The following is a 20,996-nucleotide window of genomic DNA, read 5'->3' on the forward strand; positions in this document are numbered from 1 at the left end:
GGAGCAGAGCAGCATGATTGACACTCTTGACGTTGTGCAAAACCCCAGCCAGGACGACATCGATTTTTTACGAGACAATCTGATCACAACCAATCGTGAGTTTGTCGGTGAACAGATACGTCGCCCACTTGCCATCTTCTATCAGGATGAGCAGATGCGTCGTGCCGGAGGATGCAGCGGCCATACCTACGGCAACTGGCTCTATATCGAGTATCTGTGGGTGGCCAGCAGTCTGCGGGGGCGCGGTGTAGGAGGCCGGTTATTGGCAGCGATGGAGCAGGCTGCCCGCGAGCGCGGCTGCCGTTTTTCACAGCTCGATACTTTTAGTTTTCAAGCAAAGCCTTTTTACCAAGCGCGGGGGTATTCAGTCGTCATGACGTTGGAAAAGTGCCCGGTGTTTCATCAGCGATATTACTTAACCAAAACCTTGTAGCGCTGGCAGTAACTGGTGCCCTGCTTAAAAATATCTGACGCAATGGATAGTGTTCTGGTAGATACATGGGGGGCATTTATCTTCATGGGCTATTTATCAAGGCCATGGTTTTGTGATGGATCATGGTGTGACTATATTGGCTTGGTCACAAAACAAACCGGGTACTCTGTCTGGGGATCAAGTCAAATCCGGCATCAATGATCTCGCCTCTATAATCGGGATCGCGAGCCATCCGTAACATCATGGATGCAGCCTGGCTGGCAACAGAGTGAATATTGATATTGATACTGGACAAGGTCACGGGGGCCAGATAACCGCTGCCTGGAAAATCGCCAAACCCGATGATAGAGAGTTGCTCTGGTACCGGGATATTGCGTGCAATCGCCTCCATCAGCAATGCAGTACCAATGGTATCGTTTGATGCAAAAATGCCGTCGAGTTTGCGCTCTTTGAGCAGTGTCTTGATGAGTAGTTCGCGTGCGGCGGGGTAAATATTGTCGCTGTAAGGGATTTCGACCAACAAGGGATCCATACCCGCCGTCTCAAGTGCCTGGCAAAAGCCGCTGTAGCGGCTCTGCGCACGCACGTCATCGTTAAAACGGGTCGTGAAATAGGCAATTTTATGGCAGCCGGAGCGTATCAGGTAAGATGCGGCATCGTAACCCACCTGAAAATGATCTATACCGACCTGCGCGACAAACGGACTGGCTTCACCGATTTGCCATGCTTGAACCACAGGCACCGCACTGTGCTCCAGCATACGAATCGTAGTATCACTGTGCTTCGCGCCAGTGAGGGTTATGGCGGCAGGAGACCATTGTAAAATGGAGCGGATCTGCTGCTCCTCTTTTTCCATTGAGTGATCATGAGATGCGATATAGAGCTGAAAACCTGCATCACTCACGATATGTTCAATCTGCTGGACAAAGGTACTAAAGGTAATATTGGAAATGGAAGGAACGATAATTGCCATTGCCGAGCTTCGCCCGGCAGTAAACTGACTGGCAATTTTGTTGTGCACATAACCCAATTCATCAATGGCACGCTGAATTTTATGGCCGGTATTGGCTTTTACCTTGTCTGGATGACGTACATAAAGTGAGACTGTCGAGGGGGACACCTTGGCCAGGGCCGCGACATCATCAAGCTTGACGGTTTGTTTGCTTCTCGAGGACACGTGTTCTGCTTCCTGATTGGTTTTACTCGGCTCGACATCCTTCGTTATCTGAGGGAAAAGCCATCCAATAATCTCCCGACATGTATTTAAGTGTATAAAAAATAAGGCTTAAATAAAAGTGATGATTCGCTGTAGGAGGTGCGTCGGCAATTCGGGTTACTTGTATGGTAATTAGATTTTGGTTAGCCATTACAAATAAAAACGTGTTGCCAAGAGCGCTTGAGCGTTTTGGCATCCAATGTCGAAAAATGAGCCTCTTTAACTGCCATGACCCATGGCAGTTAACTGTTCAAATAAACACCGCACCACATGGTGAAGGGTGGTTACTTCAGGGTATGAGTATTTAGTGTTATGGGAATCGGTAGTTCTCATCAGCACTCTCTGCAATCGTCTAATGGGTGTTACAACCGGGTTGGATAGCTCACCGTTTAGTGCCTGGGACGTAGCGACAACCACTTGGCAGGGGGGTTATTGAGCGTGTGGCTCTGATGAAGGTAGTGGAGAGACGATCGCCTCCTGCCTGTATTGGCGCAGCAGTTTGAGGAAATCATCCGGTTCCCGATCCAGGCTGCCTACCGGGATCAACAGGTCATAACCGAGCAAGTGGCGCATGCGAATCATCCGTTGAGCCAGCATGGCCAATGCTCCATCGTAGTGCAGCCCTTGCGGGGAGCAAAAGTGACTCTCTTCCAGCCAGTCGATGCCTTGTAAGGGGTCATTGGTATGCACTGGCTGCCCATGGAGCTGCTCATTATGCAGGGCATGCAGCAACACAGGGCGCTGCTCTGTCAACAGATGCACGGCCAGTCTGGGAGTGATCAGTGTCAGAAACTCGTCATACTGTTTTATCTTGAAACCGATATAGGGCAGGGGCTGGAGATCCCAACCAACATGGATTCTGGGTTGATCGATACGCTGGATGTTGTGCCACTTCAGTGCCCAGCCGCCATATTTGTGGTGATAGTGGAGGGAGTGCTGGCATAGGGAGAGGCTGATCGGGGGTTCATTGAGCTTGAACCAGCCTATCAAGGTCATCATCATGCCACTCAGTAGCAATATATAGGCCGGGAGCACCGGGCCTTCCACAAGCAACCAGAGCAGTAATAGCATCAGGCTGGTGATGAGCCCCCCGGCCCAGATCAGGGTCAGCCCGTTTCGGCGGACCAGAGGCTTTATATGTTGTGTCTCCATTTAACCTCCTTGTCCTGATGAGGGGGGCGATCTTTTATGACACCGCCCGTTTGTCTTTGACCAAGTATAAGCGCCGCGTTTTTGCGCTGGCCAGCAAAGCAAATGGCAGTCATGGGCCGGCTCGGGTATAGTCCTGCGCCAATGGCGTTATCCTGTTTTGCTGACCCGTCGTGGCCCTGGTGGTGGCGAGGGGCAGGCCTGTGTAAGGAGTGTTATGAAGTTCAGTCCCCTGCTCGATGAGATGATGAAAGCCCTGCAGGTATTGCCGGGGGTGGGGCCTAAGTCTGCCCAGCGGATGGCCTTTACCCTGCTCGAGCGTGAGCGCAGCGGCGGTTTGCGGTTGGCCCAACTGCTCTCTCGCGCCCTGACCGAGATTGGCCACTGCAGCCACTGCCGCACCTTTACCGAGAACGATCGCTGCGATATTTGCGCCAATCCCAAGCGGGAAGAGAACGGTCTGCTCTGCGTGGTGGAGAGCCCGGCGGACGTGGCCGCCATCGAGCAGACCGGCCAGTTCTCCGGCCGCTACTTCGTGCTGATGGGCCACCTCTCGCCGCTGGACGGCATAGGCCCGGAGGAGCTGGGACTCGATATTCTCGAGCGCCGCCTGAAGGAAGAGCACATCAGCGAACTGATCCTCGCCACCAATCCCACCATCGAGGGGGATGCTACCGCCTGGTATATCGCTGATATGGCCCGTGCTGCCGGGGTAGAGGTGAGCCGCATCGCCCACGGTGTGCCGGTGGGCGGAGAGCTGGAGCTGGTGGATGGCACCACGCTCTCCCACTCCCTGATGGGGCGTCAGCGCCTCAAATAAGGGGCGGGATAGGGCTGTATCATTGCGGCTTGATCAGAAAATCGGCAGTTGAATGGAAAAAGGGGGCGAATGAGCAGGATTGCACATTCGCCCCCTTGATATTTGATTGGCCGTCCCCATCTAGGTTGGGCATATGTTCAACCCGATGTTTCTGAGGATTGGTCCATGACCCAAAGTGTTCATGCCGAAACCCACGGCTTTCAGACTGAAGTCAAACAACTGCTGAGCCTGATGGCTCACAGCCTCTACTCCAACAAAGAAGTATTCCTGCGCGAGCTGATCTCCAACGCATCCGATGCGGCGGACAAGCTGCGCTTCAAGGCGCTTTCCGATGCCTCTTTGTTTGAAAACGACGGCCAGTTGCGTGTGCGCCTGGTGGTGGACAAAGAGAAGCGTACCCTGACCATCTCCGATAACGGGATCGGTATGACCCGTGATCAGGTGATCGAGCATCTGGGTACCATCGCCAAGTCCGGCACCGCCGAATTCTTCAAAAACCTCTCCGGCGATCAGGGTAAGGATTCCCAGCTGATCGGTCAGTTCGGGGTCGGTTTCTACTCCGCCTTTATCGTGGCCGACAAGGTGACCGTGGTCTCCCGCGCCGCCGGCACCGCGCCGGAGCAGGGCGTACAGTGGGAATCGGAAGGGGAAGGCTCCTTCACCGTGGCTGACGTGACCAAAGAGGGTCGCGGTACCGATGTTATCCTGCACCTGCGTGCCGAAGAGGACGAGTTCCTCGACGACTGGCGTCTGCGCTCCGTGGTGAGCAAATACTCCGACCACATCAGCGTGCCGGTGGAAATGTACAAAGAGGGTACCCCGGATCGGGAAGAGGATGGTGAGACCATCGTCGGCACCCCGGGCGAGTGGGAGCAGGTCAACCGCGCGACTGCACTGTGGACCCGTAACCCGAAAGATATCAAGGACGAGGAGTATCAGGAGTTCTACAAGCACGTCGCCCACGACTTTGAAGACCCGCTTCTGTGGGGTCACAACCGGGTGGAAGGGGCGCAGGAGTATACCAGCCTGCTCTACGTACCGGCCCGCGCACCGTTTGACCTCTATAACCGCGAGCAGAAGCACGGTCTGAAGCTCTACGTACAGCGCGTCTTTATCATGGACGACGCCGAGCAGTTTATGCCGACCTACCTGCGCTTTGTCAAAGGGGTGCTGGACTCCAACGATCTGCCGCTCAACGTTAGCCGTGAAATCCTGCAGGACAACAAGGTGACCGCCTCCCTGCGCAAGGCTTGCTCCAAGCGCGTCCTGACCATGCTCTCCAAGCTGGCGAAAGACGATGCCGAGAAGTACGCCAAGTTCTGGAAAGAGTTCGGTAACGTGCTCAAAGAGGGCCCGGCCGAGGATTACGCCAACCGCGAAGAGATCGCGAAGCTCCTGCGCTTTGCCAGCACCGCTGGCGAGGGCGAAGCCCAGACAGTCTCTCTCGAGGATTACGTTGGCCGCATGAAGGAAGGTCAGCAGAAGATTTACTACATCACCGCCGACTCCTATGCCGCTGCCAAGAACAGCCCGCATCTCGAGATCTTCCGCAAGAAGGGTGTCGAAGTGCTGCTGATGTGGGAGCGAGTGGACGAGTGGCTGATGAGCCACCTGACCGAGTTCGACGGCAAGCAGCTCATCTCCGTCACCCGTGGCGAACTGGATCTCGGCGATCTGGAAGATGAAGCCTCCAAGCAGGCGCAGGAAGAGGCCGAAAAAGCTAACGCCGGTCTGGTGGAGCGGGTCAAGAAGAGCCTGGGCGATGCAGTGAAAGAGGTGCGTGTCACTCACCGTCTGACCGATTCACCCTCTTGCATCGTCACTGACGCCTACGGTATGAGCACCCAGATGATCAAGCTCATGCGTGCGGCCGGCCAGCCGGTACCGGAGCAGAAGTACATTCTGGAGCTCAACCCTGACCATGCGCTGGTGAAGAAACTCGACACCATTGAAGACGAGGCTCTGTTCGGTGAGTGGGTCACCCTGCTGCACGAACAGGCCCAGCTGGCCGAGCAGGGCGGGCTGAACGATCCGGCGAGCTTCGTCTCCCGTATCAACCGTCTGCTGCTGCAAGCCTAAGCAGCAACGCCGGTAACAGAAAGCCCACTGCATGCAGTGGGCTTTTTTGATCTCGCCGAGTGAGCTCGGCGAAACACAGCGGCAAGGGAGCGGCCAGCGCCTCTCTATTTGCGGTATTCGTTGTTGTAGTTCTGGATGAGACGGCGAGTCACCTCATGCTGGGGATCGGCAAACACCTTGAGAGTCTTGCCGCGCTCCACCACCCGACCTTCGTGCATTACCAGCACCTCGTCGCTGATATGGCTGACGATGCCCAGATCGTTGGCTACCAGCACATAACTCAGTCCCATGGTCTCCTGCATATCCAGCAGCAGATTGATGATCTGGGAGCGTACCGAGATATCCAGGGTGGAGAGCGCCTCATCGGCCACCACTATCTTGGGGTTGAGGATCAGCGCGCGTGCCAGCGCCACCCGCTGTTGCTGACCGGAGGAGAGCATCTGCGGATAGAACAGGGCGTGGTCCGGCAGCATCCCCACCATGCGCAGGGTTTGCACCACCTTCTCACGGCGCTCCTCCTCGGTCATCTCGGTGTTGAGACGCAGCGGGGTTTCCAGGATCTGGCCGACCCGGATCTTGCGGTTCAGCGAGGTGTTGGGATCCTGAAAAATCATCCGCAGCAGTTTGCAGCGAGTCTGGTAATCGCCATGCACCATCAGTTGGCCGTCGATGGCGATGTCGCCGCTGGTGGGTTCGATCATGCCGGCTAGAATGCGGGCGAGGGTACTCTTGCCGGAGCCAGCTTCGCCGACGATGGCGAGGGTCTGGCCCACTTCGAGATCGAACGAGAGGGGCTTGATCGCCTCTACTGCCTGACGACGAAACAGACCGGTACGGTTCTGGTAGGTTTTGCTAAGGCCTCTGACCTGCAACAGGGATGGCTCGATCACAAGCGGGGCTCCTTCATGGGGGCATTAACGGTCATCATTTTTTGGGCTCCTCCATGTTCAGCGGGAAGTGACAGCTGAACTGATGGCCCTTGATCTTGTTCATCAAAGGAGTCTGCACGCACTGCTTCTGGGCGTAGGGGCAGCGCGGCCCCAGACGGCAGCCGATGGGCAGGTGTTGCAGTGGCGGGATGACGCCGGGCAGGGTCTCGAGGCGCGACTTGTGGCGCACCAGCTTGTCAAAGTCGGGGATCGATTTGAGCAGGGCATCGGTATAGGGGTGATGCGGGGTCTCAAGGATCTGCTCCCGGGTGCCCACTTCCACCATCTGGCCGCAGTACATCACGTTGATGGTATCGGTCAGGTTGGCGATGGCGGCGATGTCGTTACTGATGATCAGGATGGTGGTATTGCCCAGCTTGTTCATCTTGTCCAGGAGTCGCAGGATCTGGGAGTGGGTGGTGGACTCCATGGCGCTGGTGGGCTCGTCGGCTACCAGCAGACGCGGCTGGTTGGCAATGGCCATGGCGATCATCACCTTCTGGCACATGCCATCCGACAGCTCATGGGGATAGGCGCGCATCACCTTGCGGTGATCCTTGACGCCGACCCGGTGCAGCAGGGCGATGGCCTTCTTCTTGCGCCACTGGAAGCGTTGCCAGAATTGCCCCTCGAACGAATCGGTCGGGATTGCCTCTTCCAGCTGGGTGCCGATCTCCTCGGAGGGGTCGAGACAGCTGATGGGGTCCTGGAAGATCATGGCGATCTCGCGACCCATGATGCGACGGCGCTCCTTGGGAGGCATGCTCAGCAGATCCATGTCGTTGAAGCGCATCCGGTCGGCACGTACCGTCCAGTTGTCCTTCTCGATGCCGACGATCACCTTGGCGATCAGACTTTTACCTGAGCCGGATTCACCCACCAGACCGCGGATCTCCCCCTCGGTCAGGGTCAGGCTCACCTTGTCCACCGCCTTGACCTTGCCTTGCGGTGTGTCGATCTCGATGGTGAGATTGCGAATATCGAGCAGCGGCATCAGTCATTCCCCTCTTTGAGTGCTTCGCGGATGCCTTCACCAACCAGGTTGGTGGCCAGCACGCTGAACAGGATAGCCATGCCCGGCAAAGTGACGGTCCAGGGTGCGAGATAGATGAGGTCACTCGAATCGGCCAGCATGGTGCCCCACTCCGGTTGAGGGGATTGTGCGCCGAGGCCGAGAAAACCGACTGCCGAGATATCGAGAATGGCCGCAGACAAGGTGCGGGTGGTCTGGGCCACCAGGGTCTCGACGATATTGGGCAAAATAGCCAGCCGCATGATCCTGAAGGGGGGCGAGCCATCGAGCCGACTGGCAATGATGTACTCCTTCTGCATCTCGGCATGCACCGCGTTGTAAGTGGCCCGGATAAAGGGGGGGATCAATGCCAGGGTAATGGCGATCAGGGTATTGCCAAGGCCCGGCCCCAGAATGGCAACCATGATGATGGCCATCAGCAGGGAGGGGATGGAGAGCAGGGTATCGAGCAGGTGGTGCAGCACGCTCGATTTCAGCCCCTTGCTCATGCCGCCGAGTATGCCGATGGCGGAGCCCACCACCATGGCGATCACCACCACGACAAGGGCACAGCCGAAGGTGAGACGTGCCCCCACCACCAGCCGGGAGAGCATGTCGCGCCCCAAATCATCGGTGCCGAGGAAGTAGTCGATGTTGCCGGTCGCCGCCCAGGAGGGGGCGAGCAGCAGCTTGTCGGTGTGCTGTTCATCGATGCCGTAGGGGACGACCAGCGGCCCCGCCAGCGTGATGAGCAGCAACAGCAAAAAGCACCAGAGCCCCGCCATCGCCAACGGATTGCGGCTGTAGGAGGCCCACGTCTGCTCAAGGGGCGAGAGGATCTTGAGCTCGGGATAGATGTTCGATTTATCTTGCATAGGATACCTGGCTCCTGGTCACGCCATGAGCGCGTTCAATCTTGTTTGGCATACAACTCTTTGCGCCGTGCCGGATAGATAAGGGTGGTCAGCAACTCGGTGCTGACGCTGGTCAGGATCACGAAACTGGCGACCACCAAGGTTGCGCCGCGAATGGCGGCGTAATCCTGCAGGGCGATGCTGCTGATGAGCCAGCGGCCGATCCCGTGCCACTCGAACACCACCTCGGTGATCATGGCGGAGGTGAGCACGCTACCCAGTTGCAGACCCAGCAGCGGCAGTACCGGCGGCAGGGCGTTCTTCAGACCATGGCGCCAGACGATCTGCGCCTTGGAAAGGCCCCGGCTCGCCGCCGCCTTGATGTAGTTCTGCTTCATCACGTCGATGAGGGAGCTGCGCACATGGCGGATCACCTCGGTGGTGGGCACCACCGCCAGCACCAGTGATGGGAGAATGAGGTGGCGCAGGGCATCGTGCAGCGCCGCTTGCCGCCAGGGCTCGTTGCTGAGCAGCACATCGATCACCGCGATGCCGGTAATGGGGGGCACGTCGTAGAGCAGGCTGATCTGGCCCGACGCCGGCAGCCAGCCGAGATCCAGCGAAAAGAGCATCACCACCAGCAGCGCCAGCCAGAACACCGGCACCGCATAGCCGATAAGACCGGCAGTCATGATGGAGAGATCCAGCGTCTTGCCCTGTGACAGGGCCGCCAGGGTGCCGAGAGGAATCCCCACCAGCAGCGAGATGGCGAACGCCGCCAGACAGAGGATCAGGGTCGCCGGGAAGTAGTGGCGGATCTCGTCCAGCACCGGCAGTCCGGAGACGCTGGAGAGCCCCAGGTCGCCTGCGAAAATGCGGCGCAGGAAGTTGGGATAGCCGCTCCAGAAGCTGAGCTGATTGCCGATCAGCCGATAGTCCAGCAGGTAGGCGACAAAGGTCAGCGCCAGCAGGGTGATGAGCAGCAGGTTGATGCGGCGCAAGGTGTATAGAAGCATGCTTACTCCCTGTGAGCCTGGTTGAAGGAGGTGCCGCCAAAGGGCATCAGCGTCAGCCCCTCGATGTCGCTGCGGCTGACCTGGGTACGCAAGGCGTGCGCCAGCGGGATCAGCGGCAGCTGTTCGTTAAGCAGGGTCTGGGCATAGTAGTAGTTACGCAGCCGGAACGAGAGCTGGGGCGTGGTGACCGCATCATCCAGCAACTGATCGAAGGCCGGGCTACACCAGCGGCTGTAGTTGTTGCCGCGCTCCACTGCCGAGCAGCTCAGCAGCTGGCGGAAGAAGTTGTCCGGATCGGCGTTATCGGCAATCCAGCCGGAGAGCAGACTGTCGTACTGCCCCTTGGTGAGACGGCCTTCGATCACCGGCCACTCCCGTTGCACGATCTTGAGCTTGATCCCGACCTTGGCCAGATCGCTGCGGATCAGCTGGGCGGTCTTGACCGCATCCGGGTTGTAGGGGCGGGCGTCTGGCTGTACCAGCACCTGCATCTCGAACCCTTTCTCCAGTCCCGCCTCCTTGAGCAGCTGGCGCGCCCGTTTCAGGTCGGGTTTGCGCTCGGGCAGGCTGGGGTTGTACCCCCACGAGAGGGTCGGCAACAGGCTGTTGGCGGGCAGGCCGGTATCGAAATAGACCGCCTGCAACAGGTTGTCGATGTTGATGGCGCTGGCAATGGCCTGACGCACCTTGACGTTGTTGAAGGGCGGCTTGCGGGTATTGAGGGCCAAAAAGGCGACGTTCATCCCCGACTGGACCGAGAGGCTCAGCGCCGGATTTTGCTTGATCACCGAGAGCTGGCTGGCGGAAGGGGTGCTCATCACGTCGCACTCGCCGGTCAGCAGCTTGGCCAGCCGTTTGGCGGATTTGGGGGTGATGTCGTAGACCAGCTGTTCAATCTTGGCATCGCCGCCCCAATAGCCGGGATGGCGCTGATAGCGAATGAACTCGTTGTGGCGATACTCCTTGAAGCTGAACGGCCCGGTGCCGATGGGGCGGCTATCCAGCAGGGCCGGGGTGCCCGCCTGCAACATCTGCTCGGCGTATTCGGCGGAGAGGATCACCGCATAGTCGCTGGCCAGGGTGGCGAGGAAGGAGGCGTTCGGCTGGTTCAGCTCGAATACTACCGTCTGCGGCCCCTTCTTGCTCACCCGTTTGATCAGCAGGTCTTGCCCCAGGCTGTAGAAGTAGGGGTAATCGCCGCCGGAGACATTGTGATAGGGGTGCTGCTCGTCAAGCTGGCGGGCATAGGTGAAGACCACGTCATCGGCATTGAAAGTGCGGGTGGGCTTGAACCAGGGGGTATGGTGAAACGTCACCCCCTTGCGCAGGGTCAGGGTATAGGTGAGGCCATCCTCGCTGACATGCCAGTTGGTGGCGAGCGCCGGCTCCAGCGCCAGGGTGTTGGGGTTCACCTCCAGCAGGCGGTCGTAGAGCGGACGGGCACTGGCATCCAGTGTCACCCCGGAGTTGGAAACATGGGGATTGAAGGAGAGGGGGGATCCCTCAGCACAATAGATGAGTCCGGTTTTGGAGGCCTCGGGTTGCTTCTGGCAGCCGGTGACCAGCACCAGCAGACCCAGCAGCAAGGGTGTGAGCATTCTCATTGTTGAACCATGTTCTTATAGGGGTTTTGTACGCACGTTTTGATACAAATGTGCCAGCGCGAAGGCTGGCGTGTTGCTGGAGTCGGCATCAACCGCACTCCTTCACTCTTGTTCTGCATCGTTATCGCCATCCAGCAGCTGATATTTGCGTAGCATGCCACGGAACTGGTGATAGCTTAAGGCCAGCAGTTGAGCGGCTTTGCGCTGATTATACTGGGATTGCTGCATCGCTTGCTTGAGTAAATTAATCTCGTACTCTGCCACCGCCTGCTTGAGATCGAGCGGCAAGGCGAGGGGGGATGCAGATTGTACCTCGCTTCGGGCCTCTTGCGCAGGTTGCGTGACCTGTGGTCGCCAGGGGGAATCAAACGGGTTGAGCACCAGGGTCGAGAGCGGCAGCTGGGGATTGCCCTGACGATAGATGCTGCGCTCCACCACGTTCTTCAGCTCCCGTACGTTGCCCGGCCAGTGGTAATCCAGCAGCAGCTGGGTTGCCTTACGCGAGAAACCGGCAAACAGCGGATAGCCCAGCTCCCGGGTCATGCTGTGGGCGAAGTGCTCCGCCAGCATCAGGATATCTTCCCGCCGCTCCCGCAAGGGGGGGAGGGTGATCACATCAAACGCGAGCCGATCGAGCAGATCGTGGCGAAACTGCCCCTTGTCGGCCAGCGCAGGGAGATCCTCGTTGGTGGCGCAGACCAGCCGCACATCCACCTTGAGGGGCTTGGCCCCACCCACCCGCTCGAACTCGCCATACTCGATGACCCGCAGCAACTTCTCCTGCACCCGGGCGCTGGTGGTGGCCAGCTCGTCGAGGAAGAGGGTGCCGCCATCGGCCCGCTCGAAGCGGCCCTGATGGCGCTTGGCGGCGCCGGTAAACGATCCCGCCTCGTGACCGAACAGCTCGGTCTCCAGCAGGCTCTCGCTCAGGGTGGCGCAGTTGATGGTGACAAAGCTTTGATCCCAGCGCGCCGAGAGATAATGTAGGCGGTGGGCGATCAGCTCCTTGCCCGTCCCCCGCTCACCGATGATCAGCACGGGTTTGCGCAGCGGGGCGAGCCGTGAGGCCTGCTCAATGATCTCGAGAAATGCGTTGGATTCCCCCAGCAGGCTTTCCGTGGCCGTGGTCATAGTGATCCCTGTCAGTTGTAAAAACTGGTCAATCTTACCAAAAGTTGGTGATTTTAATCATCTCTTGCGCGAGGCATCTTGCAATCCGGCTATTCAGCCCATATAAATCAACAAGTTAAATTTTGTTCCAGATTGGCACACAAGTTGCCATTGTCAATGGAGAAACAACGCCATGCCAATAACAGGAGTGCAATCATGAGTATTTTTTCCCGTCTGGCCGACATCATCAATTCCAACCTGACGGCCCTGCTCGACAAGGCAGAAGATCCCCAGAAGATGGTGCGCCTGATCATCCAGGAGATGGAGGACGAGTTGGTCAAGGAGCGTTCCAATCTGGCCCGCTTCCTCGCCAGCCAGAAAGAGATTGGTCGTCAGGTCGCCCGTCATCAGGAGCGGGTTGACGAGTGGCAAGCCAAGGCCGAGCTGGCCCTGACCAAGGGACGTGAAGATCTGGCCCGCGCGGCCCTTATCGAGAAGAAGAAACAGACCGAGTTGTCGGAGACCCTCTACCGCGAGCAGCAGGCGGTCGACAGCGGCATCGAGAAGCTGGGTGAAGAGATCCGTCAGCTCGAAGCCAAGCTGGAAGATGCCCGCGCCCGTCAAAAGGCGATGGCCATTCGCACCGAAGCGGCCAGCAGCCGTCTCAATGTGCAGAGCCAGGTCGCCCGTGGCGAGAGCCAGGCGGTGGTGAGCAAGTTCGAGCGGATGGAGCGTCGCATCGACGAAATGGAAGCGCGCGCCGATCTGGGACAGTCCGACAAGGCGCTGGCGCAGCAGTTTGCCGAGCTGGAAGTGGACGATCAGATAAGTCGTGAGCTGGAAGCCATGCGCCAGAAGCTGGGGCAGGGCGACAGCAAAAGCGAAGGCAAACAGGGGGAGTAACAGATGGAAGATCTGCTGGGCGTATTGATGGTTCCCATGGTGGTCTTCATGGTGGTGGTGGCCCCCATCTGGCTGGTGCTGCACTATCGTGCCAAGGGGCGCATCGGCGCCGGTCTTGCCGATAGCGAGCGGGAACAGCTGCAAGGGCTGCTGGCTCGCACCGAGAAGATGCAGGAGCGAGTGGGCGCGCTGGAATCAATTCTGGATGCAGAAGTACCCGGTTGGAGGAACAAGGTATGAGCAGTGTCAGTCGTGAAGGGCGTAACCTCTATCGCGATCCCCAGCGTGGCAAGATAGCCGGGATCTGTGCCGGTTTGGCTGAGTATTTCGGGGTGGAGACCTGGATCGTGCGGCTGCTCGCCATCAGTGGCCTTATCTTCGCCGGTTTCATCACCTTCACCGCCTATATCGCCGCCTGGTTCTTGCTCGACAAAAAGCCGGTCACCCTCTATTCGCAAGAGGACGCCGACTTTGCCGAGGTGCGGATGAAGGCCCGCAGCTGGCAGGCGGGGATCACCCCGCATCAGGCGCTGGGACGCATCGCGCAGGAACTTGACGCGCTGGAGCCCAGAGTTCAGCGGATCGAGAAACTGGTGACCTCCAGGGAGTTCACCCTGCAGCGGGAATTTCGCAAGCTGTAGTGCTTGCTAAAGCACTCAATGTCGATGGTGGAATCTTCTGTGATGATCCACTATCGACGACAACTATCCAGACGTGGATAAGCGGTCGACCTCTCGCACGGCTGAGCACGCCGGATGCAACCACCAAGGGAGAACGGATCAAGCCTTGATACTCAACAAACTGGAACAGAAGTTGACTCGCCTGCAACACAAGGCGAACGACGTGGTGAACCGGGTGCGGGATCGCCATATCCGGCTGGCGGTGACCGGCCTCTCTCGCAGCGGCAAAACCGCCTTTATCACGGCGCTGGTCAACCAGCTGGAACACGCGGCCATCGACGGCCGTTTGCCGTTGTGGGATGCCCTGCGTCAAGGGCGCATCCTCGGCGCCCGCCGGGTGCCGCAGCTCAATGCCCACATCCCCACCTTTGCCTACGAGCGTGGCCTCGACTCCCTGTTTGGCGATCCACCTGCCTGGCCCGAGCCGACCCGCGGGGTGGCCGAAGTGCGCCTCGAAATCCGTTATCGCACCCGTCATCCCCTGCGCAAACATCTGGGGGAGATCTCCACCCTCTACGTGGATCTGGTGGACTACCCCGGAGAGTGGCTGCTCGACTTGCCGCTCCTTGAGATGAGCTACGAGCAGTGGAGCGAACAGGTGCGCGAGCAGCTTCGTCGCTCAGAGCTGCAGGCACTTGCCGCCAGCTGGCTGACACCCGGGTGGCAGGTCGATCAGCGCTTCGAAGAGCGGCCGGTGGCTGAGCTAGCCGAGCGTTACACCGCCTACTTGCATGCTTGCAAACAGGAGCTGGGATTGCACCTTATTCAGCCCGGCCGCTTCGTCTTGCCGGGCGAGTATGCCGGTGCCCCCATGCTGCAATTTGTCCCCTGGGTGTGGGAGATGCCTGTCGGCGAGCCCGCCGATGGCACTCTTTACGCCACTCTCAAGCAGCGCTTCGAGCAGTACAAGCAGCATCTGGTGCAGGGTTTTTATGAGCAGCACTTTGCCGGCTTTGATCGCCAGATCGTGCTGGTGGATTGCCTGCAGCCGCTTAACGCCGGGGCGGCCAGCTTTGGCGACATGCAGCAGGCCATCGCCCGCATCATGGAGAGCTTTGCCTACGGCAAAAGCAACTGGTGGCGGCGGCTCTTCTCGCCCCGTATCGACAAGCTGCTGTTTGTGGCGAGCAAGGCCGATCACGTCACCCCCGAACAGCATGCGCCCATGGTCTCCCTGCTGCAGCATCTGGTACGCAGCGGTCGCGGTCAGGCTCGTTTTGAGGGGATCACCACTGAGTGCTTGGCGCTCGCCGCCATCAAGGCGACCGAAGTGGGCAAGGGGGTGGCCAATGGCCGCGAGTTCCCCGCCATCCGTGGCACCAGCCTGAGCGGTGATCCGCTGCTGCTGTTCCCGGGGGAGGTGCCGCCCCATATTCCGCCAGCGCAGTGGTGGAACAGTCAGGGCTTTGATTTTCAGGCGTTTCGCCCCATGCCCATGAGCCCCCATCAGGCACTGCCCCATATCCGGCTCGATGCAGCGCTGGAGTTTCTGCTCGGGGATCACCTCGAATAACGGTGTGCGGTCTTGGCACCTGAGCCGAAGGCTGCGCACAGGAGAACAATGCGATGAACGATCAGATAAAAGAGCGGCCACCGTTGCAGGGCAAGGTGATCCTTGAGCCTGCCTTGACGGTGGCCAGTGACGAGCGACCGCCCGCACCGGCTCAGCGGCTGGAGGAAGCAAGTTTCGAGCGCCTCGACGAGCTGGACGAGTTCACCGAGGTGGAGAGCGCCCTCGTCAGCAAACCGCGCCGCCGCCATCGGCTGCTGGCGTGGGGGCTGGGGGCGGTTGGTCTGCTCTCCTTGGGCCAGTATTGCGCCTTTCTTTACGATCAATTCCTCACCACCCCGCTCTGGGGGAGCGCCTGGCTGGCAGCCTCGGCGTTGGTGGCGGCGGGAACTGCCAGCGTGGTGGGGCGCGAGTGGCTGCGGCTGCGCACCCTCAAGCGGCGTCAGGATGTGCGCTCGCGAGCAGAAGATCTGCTTGCTCATCAGGGAGTCGGGCAGGGGCAGGCCTTTTGCGAAGGGTTGGCGGTCAAAAGTGGCGACAAGGGGCGCGAGGGGTATCAAACCTGGCTGGCCCAGCTCGATGAGAGCCACAGCGATCGGGAAGTGCTGACCCTCTATAGCCAGCTGGTACTCGGCGAGCGTGACAAGCTGGCCCAGGCGCGGGTGGCCAAATGGTCGGGGGAGGCCGCCGTGCTGGTGGCGCTCAGCCCGCTCGCCACCGTCGACATGATGCTGATGCTGTGGCGCAACCTGCGGATGATCGAGGATATCGCCGATGTCTACGCCATCGAACTTGGCTACTGGAGCCGCATACGTCTGATCCGTCAGGTGTTTCGCAACATGCTCTACGCCGGTGCCACCGAGCTGGTGACCGAGGTGGGGATGGACTTGCTGGGCGCCGAGTTTGCCGCCAAGCTCTCTGCCCGCGCGGCGCAAGGGGTTGGGGCCGGGCTGCTCACCGCTCGCCTTGGCCTGCGCACCATAGAGGCGTGCCGCCCGCTGCCCTGGTGTGCGGACGAGAAACCCAAACTCGGCGAGCTGCGCAAGCGGCTGATCGGCCAGTTGGCGGGGTATCTCAACAAATCCTGATAGCCCTGTCTGCACCTTGTTGCGATGACCCATGCCCCTGTCGTGCTCGCCAAGCCGCAGGGGCATGGTTTTAATCGGCAGATCATTGAGTTGGCAGCAGAGCCCGGTTTTGGCGAGGCGCCCGTTTACGGTTAAGCTGGCAGTCAATCTTACCAATCACACTCATCGTACCAATCGGCAAGGATGCCCGATGAACTTTACCTTTCGCCAGATCCGTTATTTTGTGGCCGTGGCCGACAGCTTCTCAGTGAGTCGTGCCGCCGCCGAGCTGCACATCTCCCAGTCGGCGGTCACCAGCGCCATTCGCGAGCTGGAGACCGAGCTCGGTGCCCCGCTATTCGAGCGCAATCCGCGCGGCGTCACCCTCACCACTCAGGGCCACCAGTTTTTGCTCCACGCCCGCCGTATTCTCGGCGCCATGACCGAGGCGAGCCACTCACTCAAAGCGGTGGCCCAGCAGGATCAGGGGCGACTCACCGTCGGCGTGACCACCTTGGTGGCGGGTTACTACCTCTCAGAGGCGCTCGGCCGTTTTCGCCGCGCCTTTCCGGCGGTACAGATCGAGGTGAAGGAGGATGAACAGCCTTTTCTGGAGCACCAGATCGTCAACGGCGAGGTGGATGTGGGGATCCTGATGACCAACCGCACCATCCGGCAAGAGGCGTTTGATACCGAATTGCTGACCCGTTCGCCGCTGCGGCTCTGGCTGGCCGCCAACCACCCGCTCTGCGCCGAGTCGACCCTCTCGCTCACCGCGCTGGGGGAGGAGCCGATGATCTCGCTGACCGCCGATCAGCTCGATCAGATCATCGGTGGCGGCCTGCGCCGCTACGGCATCTCCCCCCGCATCGTGCTGCGCACCGCGTCGGTGGAGGCAGTGCGCAGTCTGGTCGCCAGCCAGCTCGGGGTCGCCCTGCTGCCCGATTTTGCCTATCGCCCCTGGTCGCTGGAGCAGGAGCGGGTCGAGGCGCGCCCCATCAAGGAGCCCATTCCCGCCATCGATATCGGGCTGGTGTGGCGCCGTGGTTCTCGGCTGGATTGGACGGCGCGGGAATTTATCGATATTGCGCGGGATCAGAGCCGGTTGCGGGCCCGTCAGGCGCTCCCTCGCTAGCCATCTTTTGCGGGGTAGCCACCAAAAATCAGATTCATCTGCACTCGATATCGATTTAGCTGATACCTGAGCCACCAAAAATTGAAATATTCATCGTATTGCCACTCCCCTAAGCTCATTTCTGGTTAACAGGATGTTAACGCCCATGGCGGCGTTCCCTCACCTGATGCAAGTCAACACAATGCAAGGAGTGCATGATGAAATTGACCCCTCTGATGCTGGCTCTTGTTCCGGCGCTGCTGGCAGGCCAGACCCAGGCTGCCCCGACCGAGCTCGGCAAGGGTGAAGGCCAGCTCAATATTGTGGCCTGGGCTGGCTACGTCGAACGTGGTGAGACCGACAAGAACTACGACTGGGTGACCGGATTCGAGAAAGAGACCGGCTGCAAGGTGAACGTCAAAACGGCGGCCACCTCGGACGAGATGGTGGCCTTGATGAACGAGGGGGGCTTCGATCTGGTGACCGCCTCCGGCGATGCCAGCTTGCGTCTGATTGCCGGTGGCAAGGTGCAGGCGCTCAATCTGGCGCTCATCCCGAGCTACAGCAAGATTGATCCCCGTCTGCAAAATGCCCCCTGGCACACTGTGGATGGCAAACACTACGGCGTGCCCTACCAGTGGGGCGGCAATATCCTGATGTACAACACCAAGGTGTTCCCCAAGGCACCAGACTCCTGGAACGTGGTGTTCGAGGAGCAGACCCTGGCGGATGGCAAGTCCAACAAGGGGCGGGTGCAGGCCTTTGATGGCCCGATCCACATCGCCGATGCCGCCCTCTATCTGATGACCCATCAGCCCGCACTGGGCATCAAAGATCCTTACGAGCTGAACGAGGAGCAGTACAAGGCCTCCCTCGATCTGCTGCGCACGCAGCGCCAGCTGGTGGGACGCTACTGGCATGATGCTTTCGTTCAAATCGACGACTTCAAGAACGAAGGGGTGGTTGCCTCAGGCTCCTGGCCGTTCCAGGCCAACGCCCTGATCGCCGACAAGCAGCCCATCGCCACCACTGTGCCGAAAGAGGGAGTGACCGGTTGGGCCGATACCAGCATGGTGCACAGCGATGCCAAGAACCTCACCTGCGCTTACAAGTGGCTGGAGCACTCCCTGAGCAACAAGCTGCAGGGAGATCTCGCCGCCTGGTTTGGCTCGGTGCCTGTGGTACCTGCCGCCTGCGAGGGCAATGCCCTGCTGGGCCCGACCGGGTGCAAAACCAACGGTATCGACAACTTCGATCGGGTTCGCTTCTGGCGCACTCCGGTCTCCCAGTGCAAGAGCCAGGGAACTTGCGTGCCTTATTACCGCTGGGTTTCCGACTATATCGCCATTCTGGGCGGCCGCTAAGGCGGGGTGAGCAAGGTGGTCGGAACCGCTGCCACCTTGCCAACGGCAGGGGCGCTGCGCCTCCTCTGCACGACTGCCGAGAGCGGATAATCAAGCGGGCCGGACAGGAGTCCGGCCCATCCCAGCACAGACAAGGACGCCCCATGAACGCCGTACAATTTGACCGGATCAGTCGCCACTATGGCGATGTGAAGGCGGTCGACGACATCTCTTTCCAGATCCCCTCCGGGGAATTCTTTACCCTGCTGGGGCCGAGCGGTTCCGGCAAGACTACTTGCCTGCGGATGATCGCGGGCTTCGAGTACCCGAGCGACGGGGAGATCCGCCTGTTTGGCGAACCCTGCTCCACCGTGCCCCCCTACGATCGCAACCTCAATACCGTGTTTCAGGACTATGCCCTGTTTCCCAACATGGATGTGCGCGACAACATCGGCTATGGCCTGATGCTCAAGGGGGTCGCCAAGGCACAGCGTTACCGCAAGGTGGACGAGATGCTGGAGCTGGTGCGACTGCCCGGGGTCGGCAAGCGCCGCCCGAGCCAGCTCTCCGGCGGCCAGCGCCAGCGCATCGCCATCGCCCGAGCCCTCATCAACCAGCCACGCATCCTGCTGCTGGATGAGCCGCTGGGGGCCCTCGATCTTAAACTGCGCGAGCAGATGCAGCTTGAGCTCAAGGCGTTGCAACGCCAGCTGGGCATCACCTTTATCTTCGTCACCCACGATCAGCAGGAGGCGCTCTCCATGAGCGACCGGATCTGCATCTTCAGCCAGGGCAAGATCGAGCAGATCGCTGCGCCCGATACTATCTACGACGCTCCGGCGACGCCGTTTGTGGCCCGCTTCGTCGGTACCGTCAATCTGTTCGAAGGGGAGCAGGCCAGACGGCTGTGCGGTGACGGCAGCCAAATGATGGTGCGCCCGGAGCGGATCCGGCTCGCTGAGGCGGGCGCGCCGGGCTGGTCGGGAGAGATCCGCGAGGTGGAGTATCTGGGTCCCTTCGTCCGTTATCGGGTTGATCTCGGGGAGCAGCTCGAGATCATCGTCAACCACCCCAATGAGGGGCAGGCCCGTCTGGCCCGTGGCAGCAGGGTCAGTCTCAGCTGGCCGGAGCAGGCCATCCATCGCCTGAGTGGCGCCCATCAGGGGGCGCAGCCATGAGTGCCCCTCACAGTGCGAGTCTTGCCATGAACCATCAGCCCGAACCTGCCCGTTTCAGGCCGCTGCGGCGCCTCTCGACCCTGCTCTATGGTCGGCCCGGCCTGCTGCTGGCGATCCTGCTGGGGCCGCCGCTGCTGTGGCTCGGCATCATCTATGTCGGCTCCTTGCTGATGCTGCTCTCCAACTCCCTGTTCGGGCTGGACGAGTTCAGCGGTCAGGTGCGCCACGAGCTGGGGCTGCAAAACTTCGTCGCCCTGCTACGGCCGGAGAATCTGGATGTGATCGGCCGCACCGTCGGCATGTCGCTGCTGGTGACCCTGGCCTGCGCCCTGCTCGGTTTTCCGGTTGCCTACTACATGGCGCGCTACACCAGTGGCAAGACCCGGGCGCTGTTCTATGTGGGGATCATGCTGCCGCTCTGGTCCAGCTATCTGGTGCGGGTCTACGCCTGGAAGCTGATCTTGGCCAAGGAGGGAGTGGTGAGCTGGCTGGCCGACAGCATGGGGCTGGAGTGGCTGCTCGATGCCATCCTCTCCCTGCCGGTGATAGGTGGCCCGTCGCTCTCCTTCTCGCGGCTCGGCACCTTTATCGTGTTCGTCTATGTCTGGCTGCCCTTCATGATCCTGCCCATTCAGGCGGCGGTGGAGCGTATTCCGCGATCCCTGCTGGAGGCGAGCAGCGATCTGGGGGCGACACCCGCCCAGACCTTTCGCAACCTGATCCTGCCGCTGGCGTTGCCCGGTGTGGTGGCGGGCTCCATCTTCACCTTCTCGCTGACCCTCGGTGATTACATCATCCCCGGCATCATCGGCAACTCGACCATGTATATCGGTCAGGTGGTCTACATGCAGCAGGGAACGGCGGGCAACCTGCCCTTTGCCGCCGCCTTCTCGCTGGTGCCGATCCTTATCATCGCCATCTATCTGGCGATTGCGAAAAGACTGGGGGCTTTTGATGCGCTTTGAATCAATCGCTTTGA

At 59.9% G+C, this 20,996-nt stretch carries 20 protein-coding genes; 12 read left to right on the forward strand and 8 right to left on the reverse strand.

Going from position 1 to position 20,996, the window contains the following annotated elements; translation table 11 throughout:
• The first annotated feature begins 13 nt into the window (after nucleotides 1-13).
• Nucleotides 14-433: a GNAT family N-acetyltransferase gene (locus G5195_RS15700; protein ID WP_421236288.1), complete on the forward strand. Its 420-nt coding sequence runs from the start codon at nucleotides 14-16 to the stop codon at nucleotides 431-433.
• 145 nt (nucleotides 434-578) lie between these two features.
• Here the strand turns inward: G5195_RS15700 and G5195_RS15705 are convergent, their stop codons facing one another.
• Together G5195_RS15705 and G5195_RS15710 are read right to left on the reverse strand one after the other, a co-directional pair.
• Entirely contained in the window at nucleotides 579-1,610 is a 1,032-nt protein-coding gene (locus G5195_RS15705; protein ID WP_216953430.1) for a LacI family DNA-binding transcriptional regulator, read from the reverse strand.
• 468 nt (nucleotides 1,611-2,078) lie between these two features.
• Entirely contained in the window at nucleotides 2,079-2,801 is a 723-nt protein-coding gene (locus G5195_RS15710; protein ID WP_227342650.1) for a DUF2982 domain-containing protein, read from the reverse strand.
• 214 nt (nucleotides 2,802-3,015) lie between these two features.
• On the opposite strand from G5195_RS15710, the gene recR reads away from it, so the two are divergent.
• Together recR and htpG are read left to right on the forward strand one after the other, a co-directional pair.
• Entirely contained in the window at nucleotides 3,016-3,618 is a 603-nt protein-coding gene (gene recR / locus G5195_RS15715) for a recombination mediator RecR (RefSeq protein WP_019444931.1), read from the forward strand.
• Nucleotides 3,619-3,783: 165 nt separating this feature from the next.
• Nucleotides 3,784-5,697: a molecular chaperone HtpG gene (gene htpG / locus G5195_RS15720; protein WP_139746660.1), complete on the forward strand. Its 1,914-nt coding sequence runs from the start codon at nucleotides 3,784-3,786 to the stop codon at nucleotides 5,695-5,697.
• 104 nt (nucleotides 5,698-5,801) lie between these two features.
• On the opposite strand, the gene G5195_RS15725 is transcribed toward htpG, so the two are convergent.
• The 6 genes from G5195_RS15725 to pspF all read right to left on the reverse strand — a co-directional run bounded on the left by G5195_RS15725 (nucleotide 5,802) and on the right by pspF (nucleotide 12,243).
• Nucleotides 5,802-6,587 carry an ATP-binding cassette domain-containing protein gene (locus tag G5195_RS15725; protein ID WP_421209248.1) on the reverse strand — a complete coding sequence of 262 codons (786 nt, stop codon included), beginning with the start codon at nucleotides 6,585-6,587 and terminating at the stop codon, nucleotides 5,802-5,804.
• A 34-nt stretch (nucleotides 6,588-6,621) separates the two neighbouring features.
• The gene (locus G5195_RS15730) at nucleotides 6,622-7,620 is read right to left on the reverse strand and encodes an oligopeptide/dipeptide ABC transporter ATP-binding protein (protein WP_227342654.1); all 999 of its coding nucleotides are present in this window, start codon (nucleotides 7,618-7,620) and stop codon (nucleotides 6,622-6,624) included.
• Nucleotides 7,620-8,513 carry an ABC transporter permease subunit gene (locus G5195_RS15735; RefSeq protein WP_421223891.1) on the reverse strand — a complete coding sequence of 298 codons (894 nt, stop codon included), beginning with the start codon at nucleotides 8,511-8,513 and terminating at the stop codon, nucleotides 7,620-7,622. Before G5195_RS15735 ends, G5195_RS15730 begins: the two co-directional genes overlap by 1 nt.
• Before the next feature lie 35 nt (nucleotides 8,514-8,548).
• Nucleotides 8,549-9,508 (reverse strand): ABC transporter permease, encoded by a 960-nt coding sequence (locus G5195_RS15740; RefSeq protein ID WP_421223893.1) that lies wholly within the window; start codon nucleotides 9,506-9,508, stop codon nucleotides 8,549-8,551.
• Nucleotides 9,509-9,510: 2 nt separating this feature from the next.
• Nucleotides 9,511-11,106, reverse strand: coding sequence for an ABC transporter substrate-binding protein SapA (gene sapA / locus G5195_RS15745; RefSeq protein ID WP_421223907.1), 1,596 nt, complete (start codon nucleotides 11,104-11,106; stop codon nucleotides 9,511-9,513).
• Nucleotides 11,107-11,214: 108 nt separating this feature from the next.
• A complete protein-coding gene (gene pspF / locus G5195_RS15750) occupies nucleotides 11,215-12,243 on the reverse strand; it encodes a phage shock protein operon transcriptional activator (protein WP_005333674.1) in 1,029 nt (342 codons plus the stop codon).
• 195 nt (nucleotides 12,244-12,438) lie between these two features.
• On the opposite strand from pspF, the gene pspA reads away from it, so the two are divergent.
• The 9 genes from pspA (at nucleotide 12,439) to G5195_RS15795 (ending at nucleotide 20,982) form a co-directional block, all read left to right on the forward strand.
• Entirely contained in the window at nucleotides 12,439-13,125 is a 687-nt protein-coding gene (gene pspA / locus G5195_RS15755) for a phage shock protein PspA (protein ID WP_005361184.1), read from the forward strand.
• Between the two features lie 3 nt (nucleotides 13,126-13,128).
• The gene (gene pspB / locus G5195_RS15760; RefSeq protein WP_005333672.1) at nucleotides 13,129-13,365 is read left to right on the forward strand and encodes an envelope stress response membrane protein PspB; all 237 of its coding nucleotides are present in this window, start codon (nucleotides 13,129-13,131) and stop codon (nucleotides 13,363-13,365) included.
• Nucleotides 13,362-13,766, forward strand: a complete 405-nt coding sequence (gene pspC, locus G5195_RS15765) for an envelope stress response membrane protein PspC (RefSeq protein ID WP_005333670.1) — start codon at nucleotides 13,362-13,364, stop codon at nucleotides 13,764-13,766. The genes pspB and pspC overlap by 4 nt, the downstream gene beginning before the upstream one ends.
• Nucleotides 13,767-13,911: 145 nt before the next feature.
• The gene (locus tag G5195_RS15770; RefSeq protein WP_421236289.1) at nucleotides 13,912-15,318 is read left to right on the forward strand and encodes a YcjX family protein; all 1,407 of its coding nucleotides are present in this window, start codon (nucleotides 13,912-13,914) and stop codon (nucleotides 15,316-15,318) included.
• A 53-nt stretch (nucleotides 15,319-15,371) separates the two neighbouring features.
• On the forward strand, nucleotides 15,372-16,403 hold the full coding sequence (locus tag G5195_RS15775; protein WP_421236290.1) for a YcjF family protein: 1,032 nt from the start codon (nucleotides 15,372-15,374) through the stop codon (nucleotides 16,401-16,403).
• Nucleotides 16,404-16,593: 190 nt separating this feature from the next.
• Complete coding sequence (locus G5195_RS15780; protein ID WP_421236291.1) at nucleotides 16,594-17,517, forward strand: LysR family transcriptional regulator; 924 nt, start codon at nucleotides 16,594-16,596, stop codon at nucleotides 17,515-17,517.
• 197 nt (nucleotides 17,518-17,714) lie between these two features.
• Complete coding sequence (locus tag G5195_RS15785) at nucleotides 17,715-18,860, forward strand: ABC transporter substrate-binding protein (protein WP_421236292.1); 1,146 nt, start codon at nucleotides 17,715-17,717, stop codon at nucleotides 18,858-18,860.
• A gap of 143 nt (nucleotides 18,861-19,003) precedes the next feature.
• On the forward strand, nucleotides 19,004-20,017 hold the full coding sequence (locus tag G5195_RS15790; RefSeq protein WP_139494223.1) for an ABC transporter ATP-binding protein: 1,014 nt from the start codon (nucleotides 19,004-19,006) through the stop codon (nucleotides 20,015-20,017).
• Nucleotides 20,014-20,982: an ABC transporter permease gene (locus G5195_RS15795; protein WP_005346227.1), complete on the forward strand. Its 969-nt coding sequence runs from the start codon at nucleotides 20,014-20,016 to the stop codon at nucleotides 20,980-20,982. Before G5195_RS15790 ends, G5195_RS15795 begins: the two co-directional genes overlap by 4 nt.
• Nucleotides 20,983-20,996: the final 14 nt, after the last annotated feature.

Origin of the sequence: Aeromonas sp. 601039, assembly GCF_049174415.1 — a bacterium.
Taxonomy (GTDB): Bacteria; Pseudomonadota; Gammaproteobacteria; order Enterobacterales; family Aeromonadaceae; genus Aeromonas; species Aeromonas veronii_A.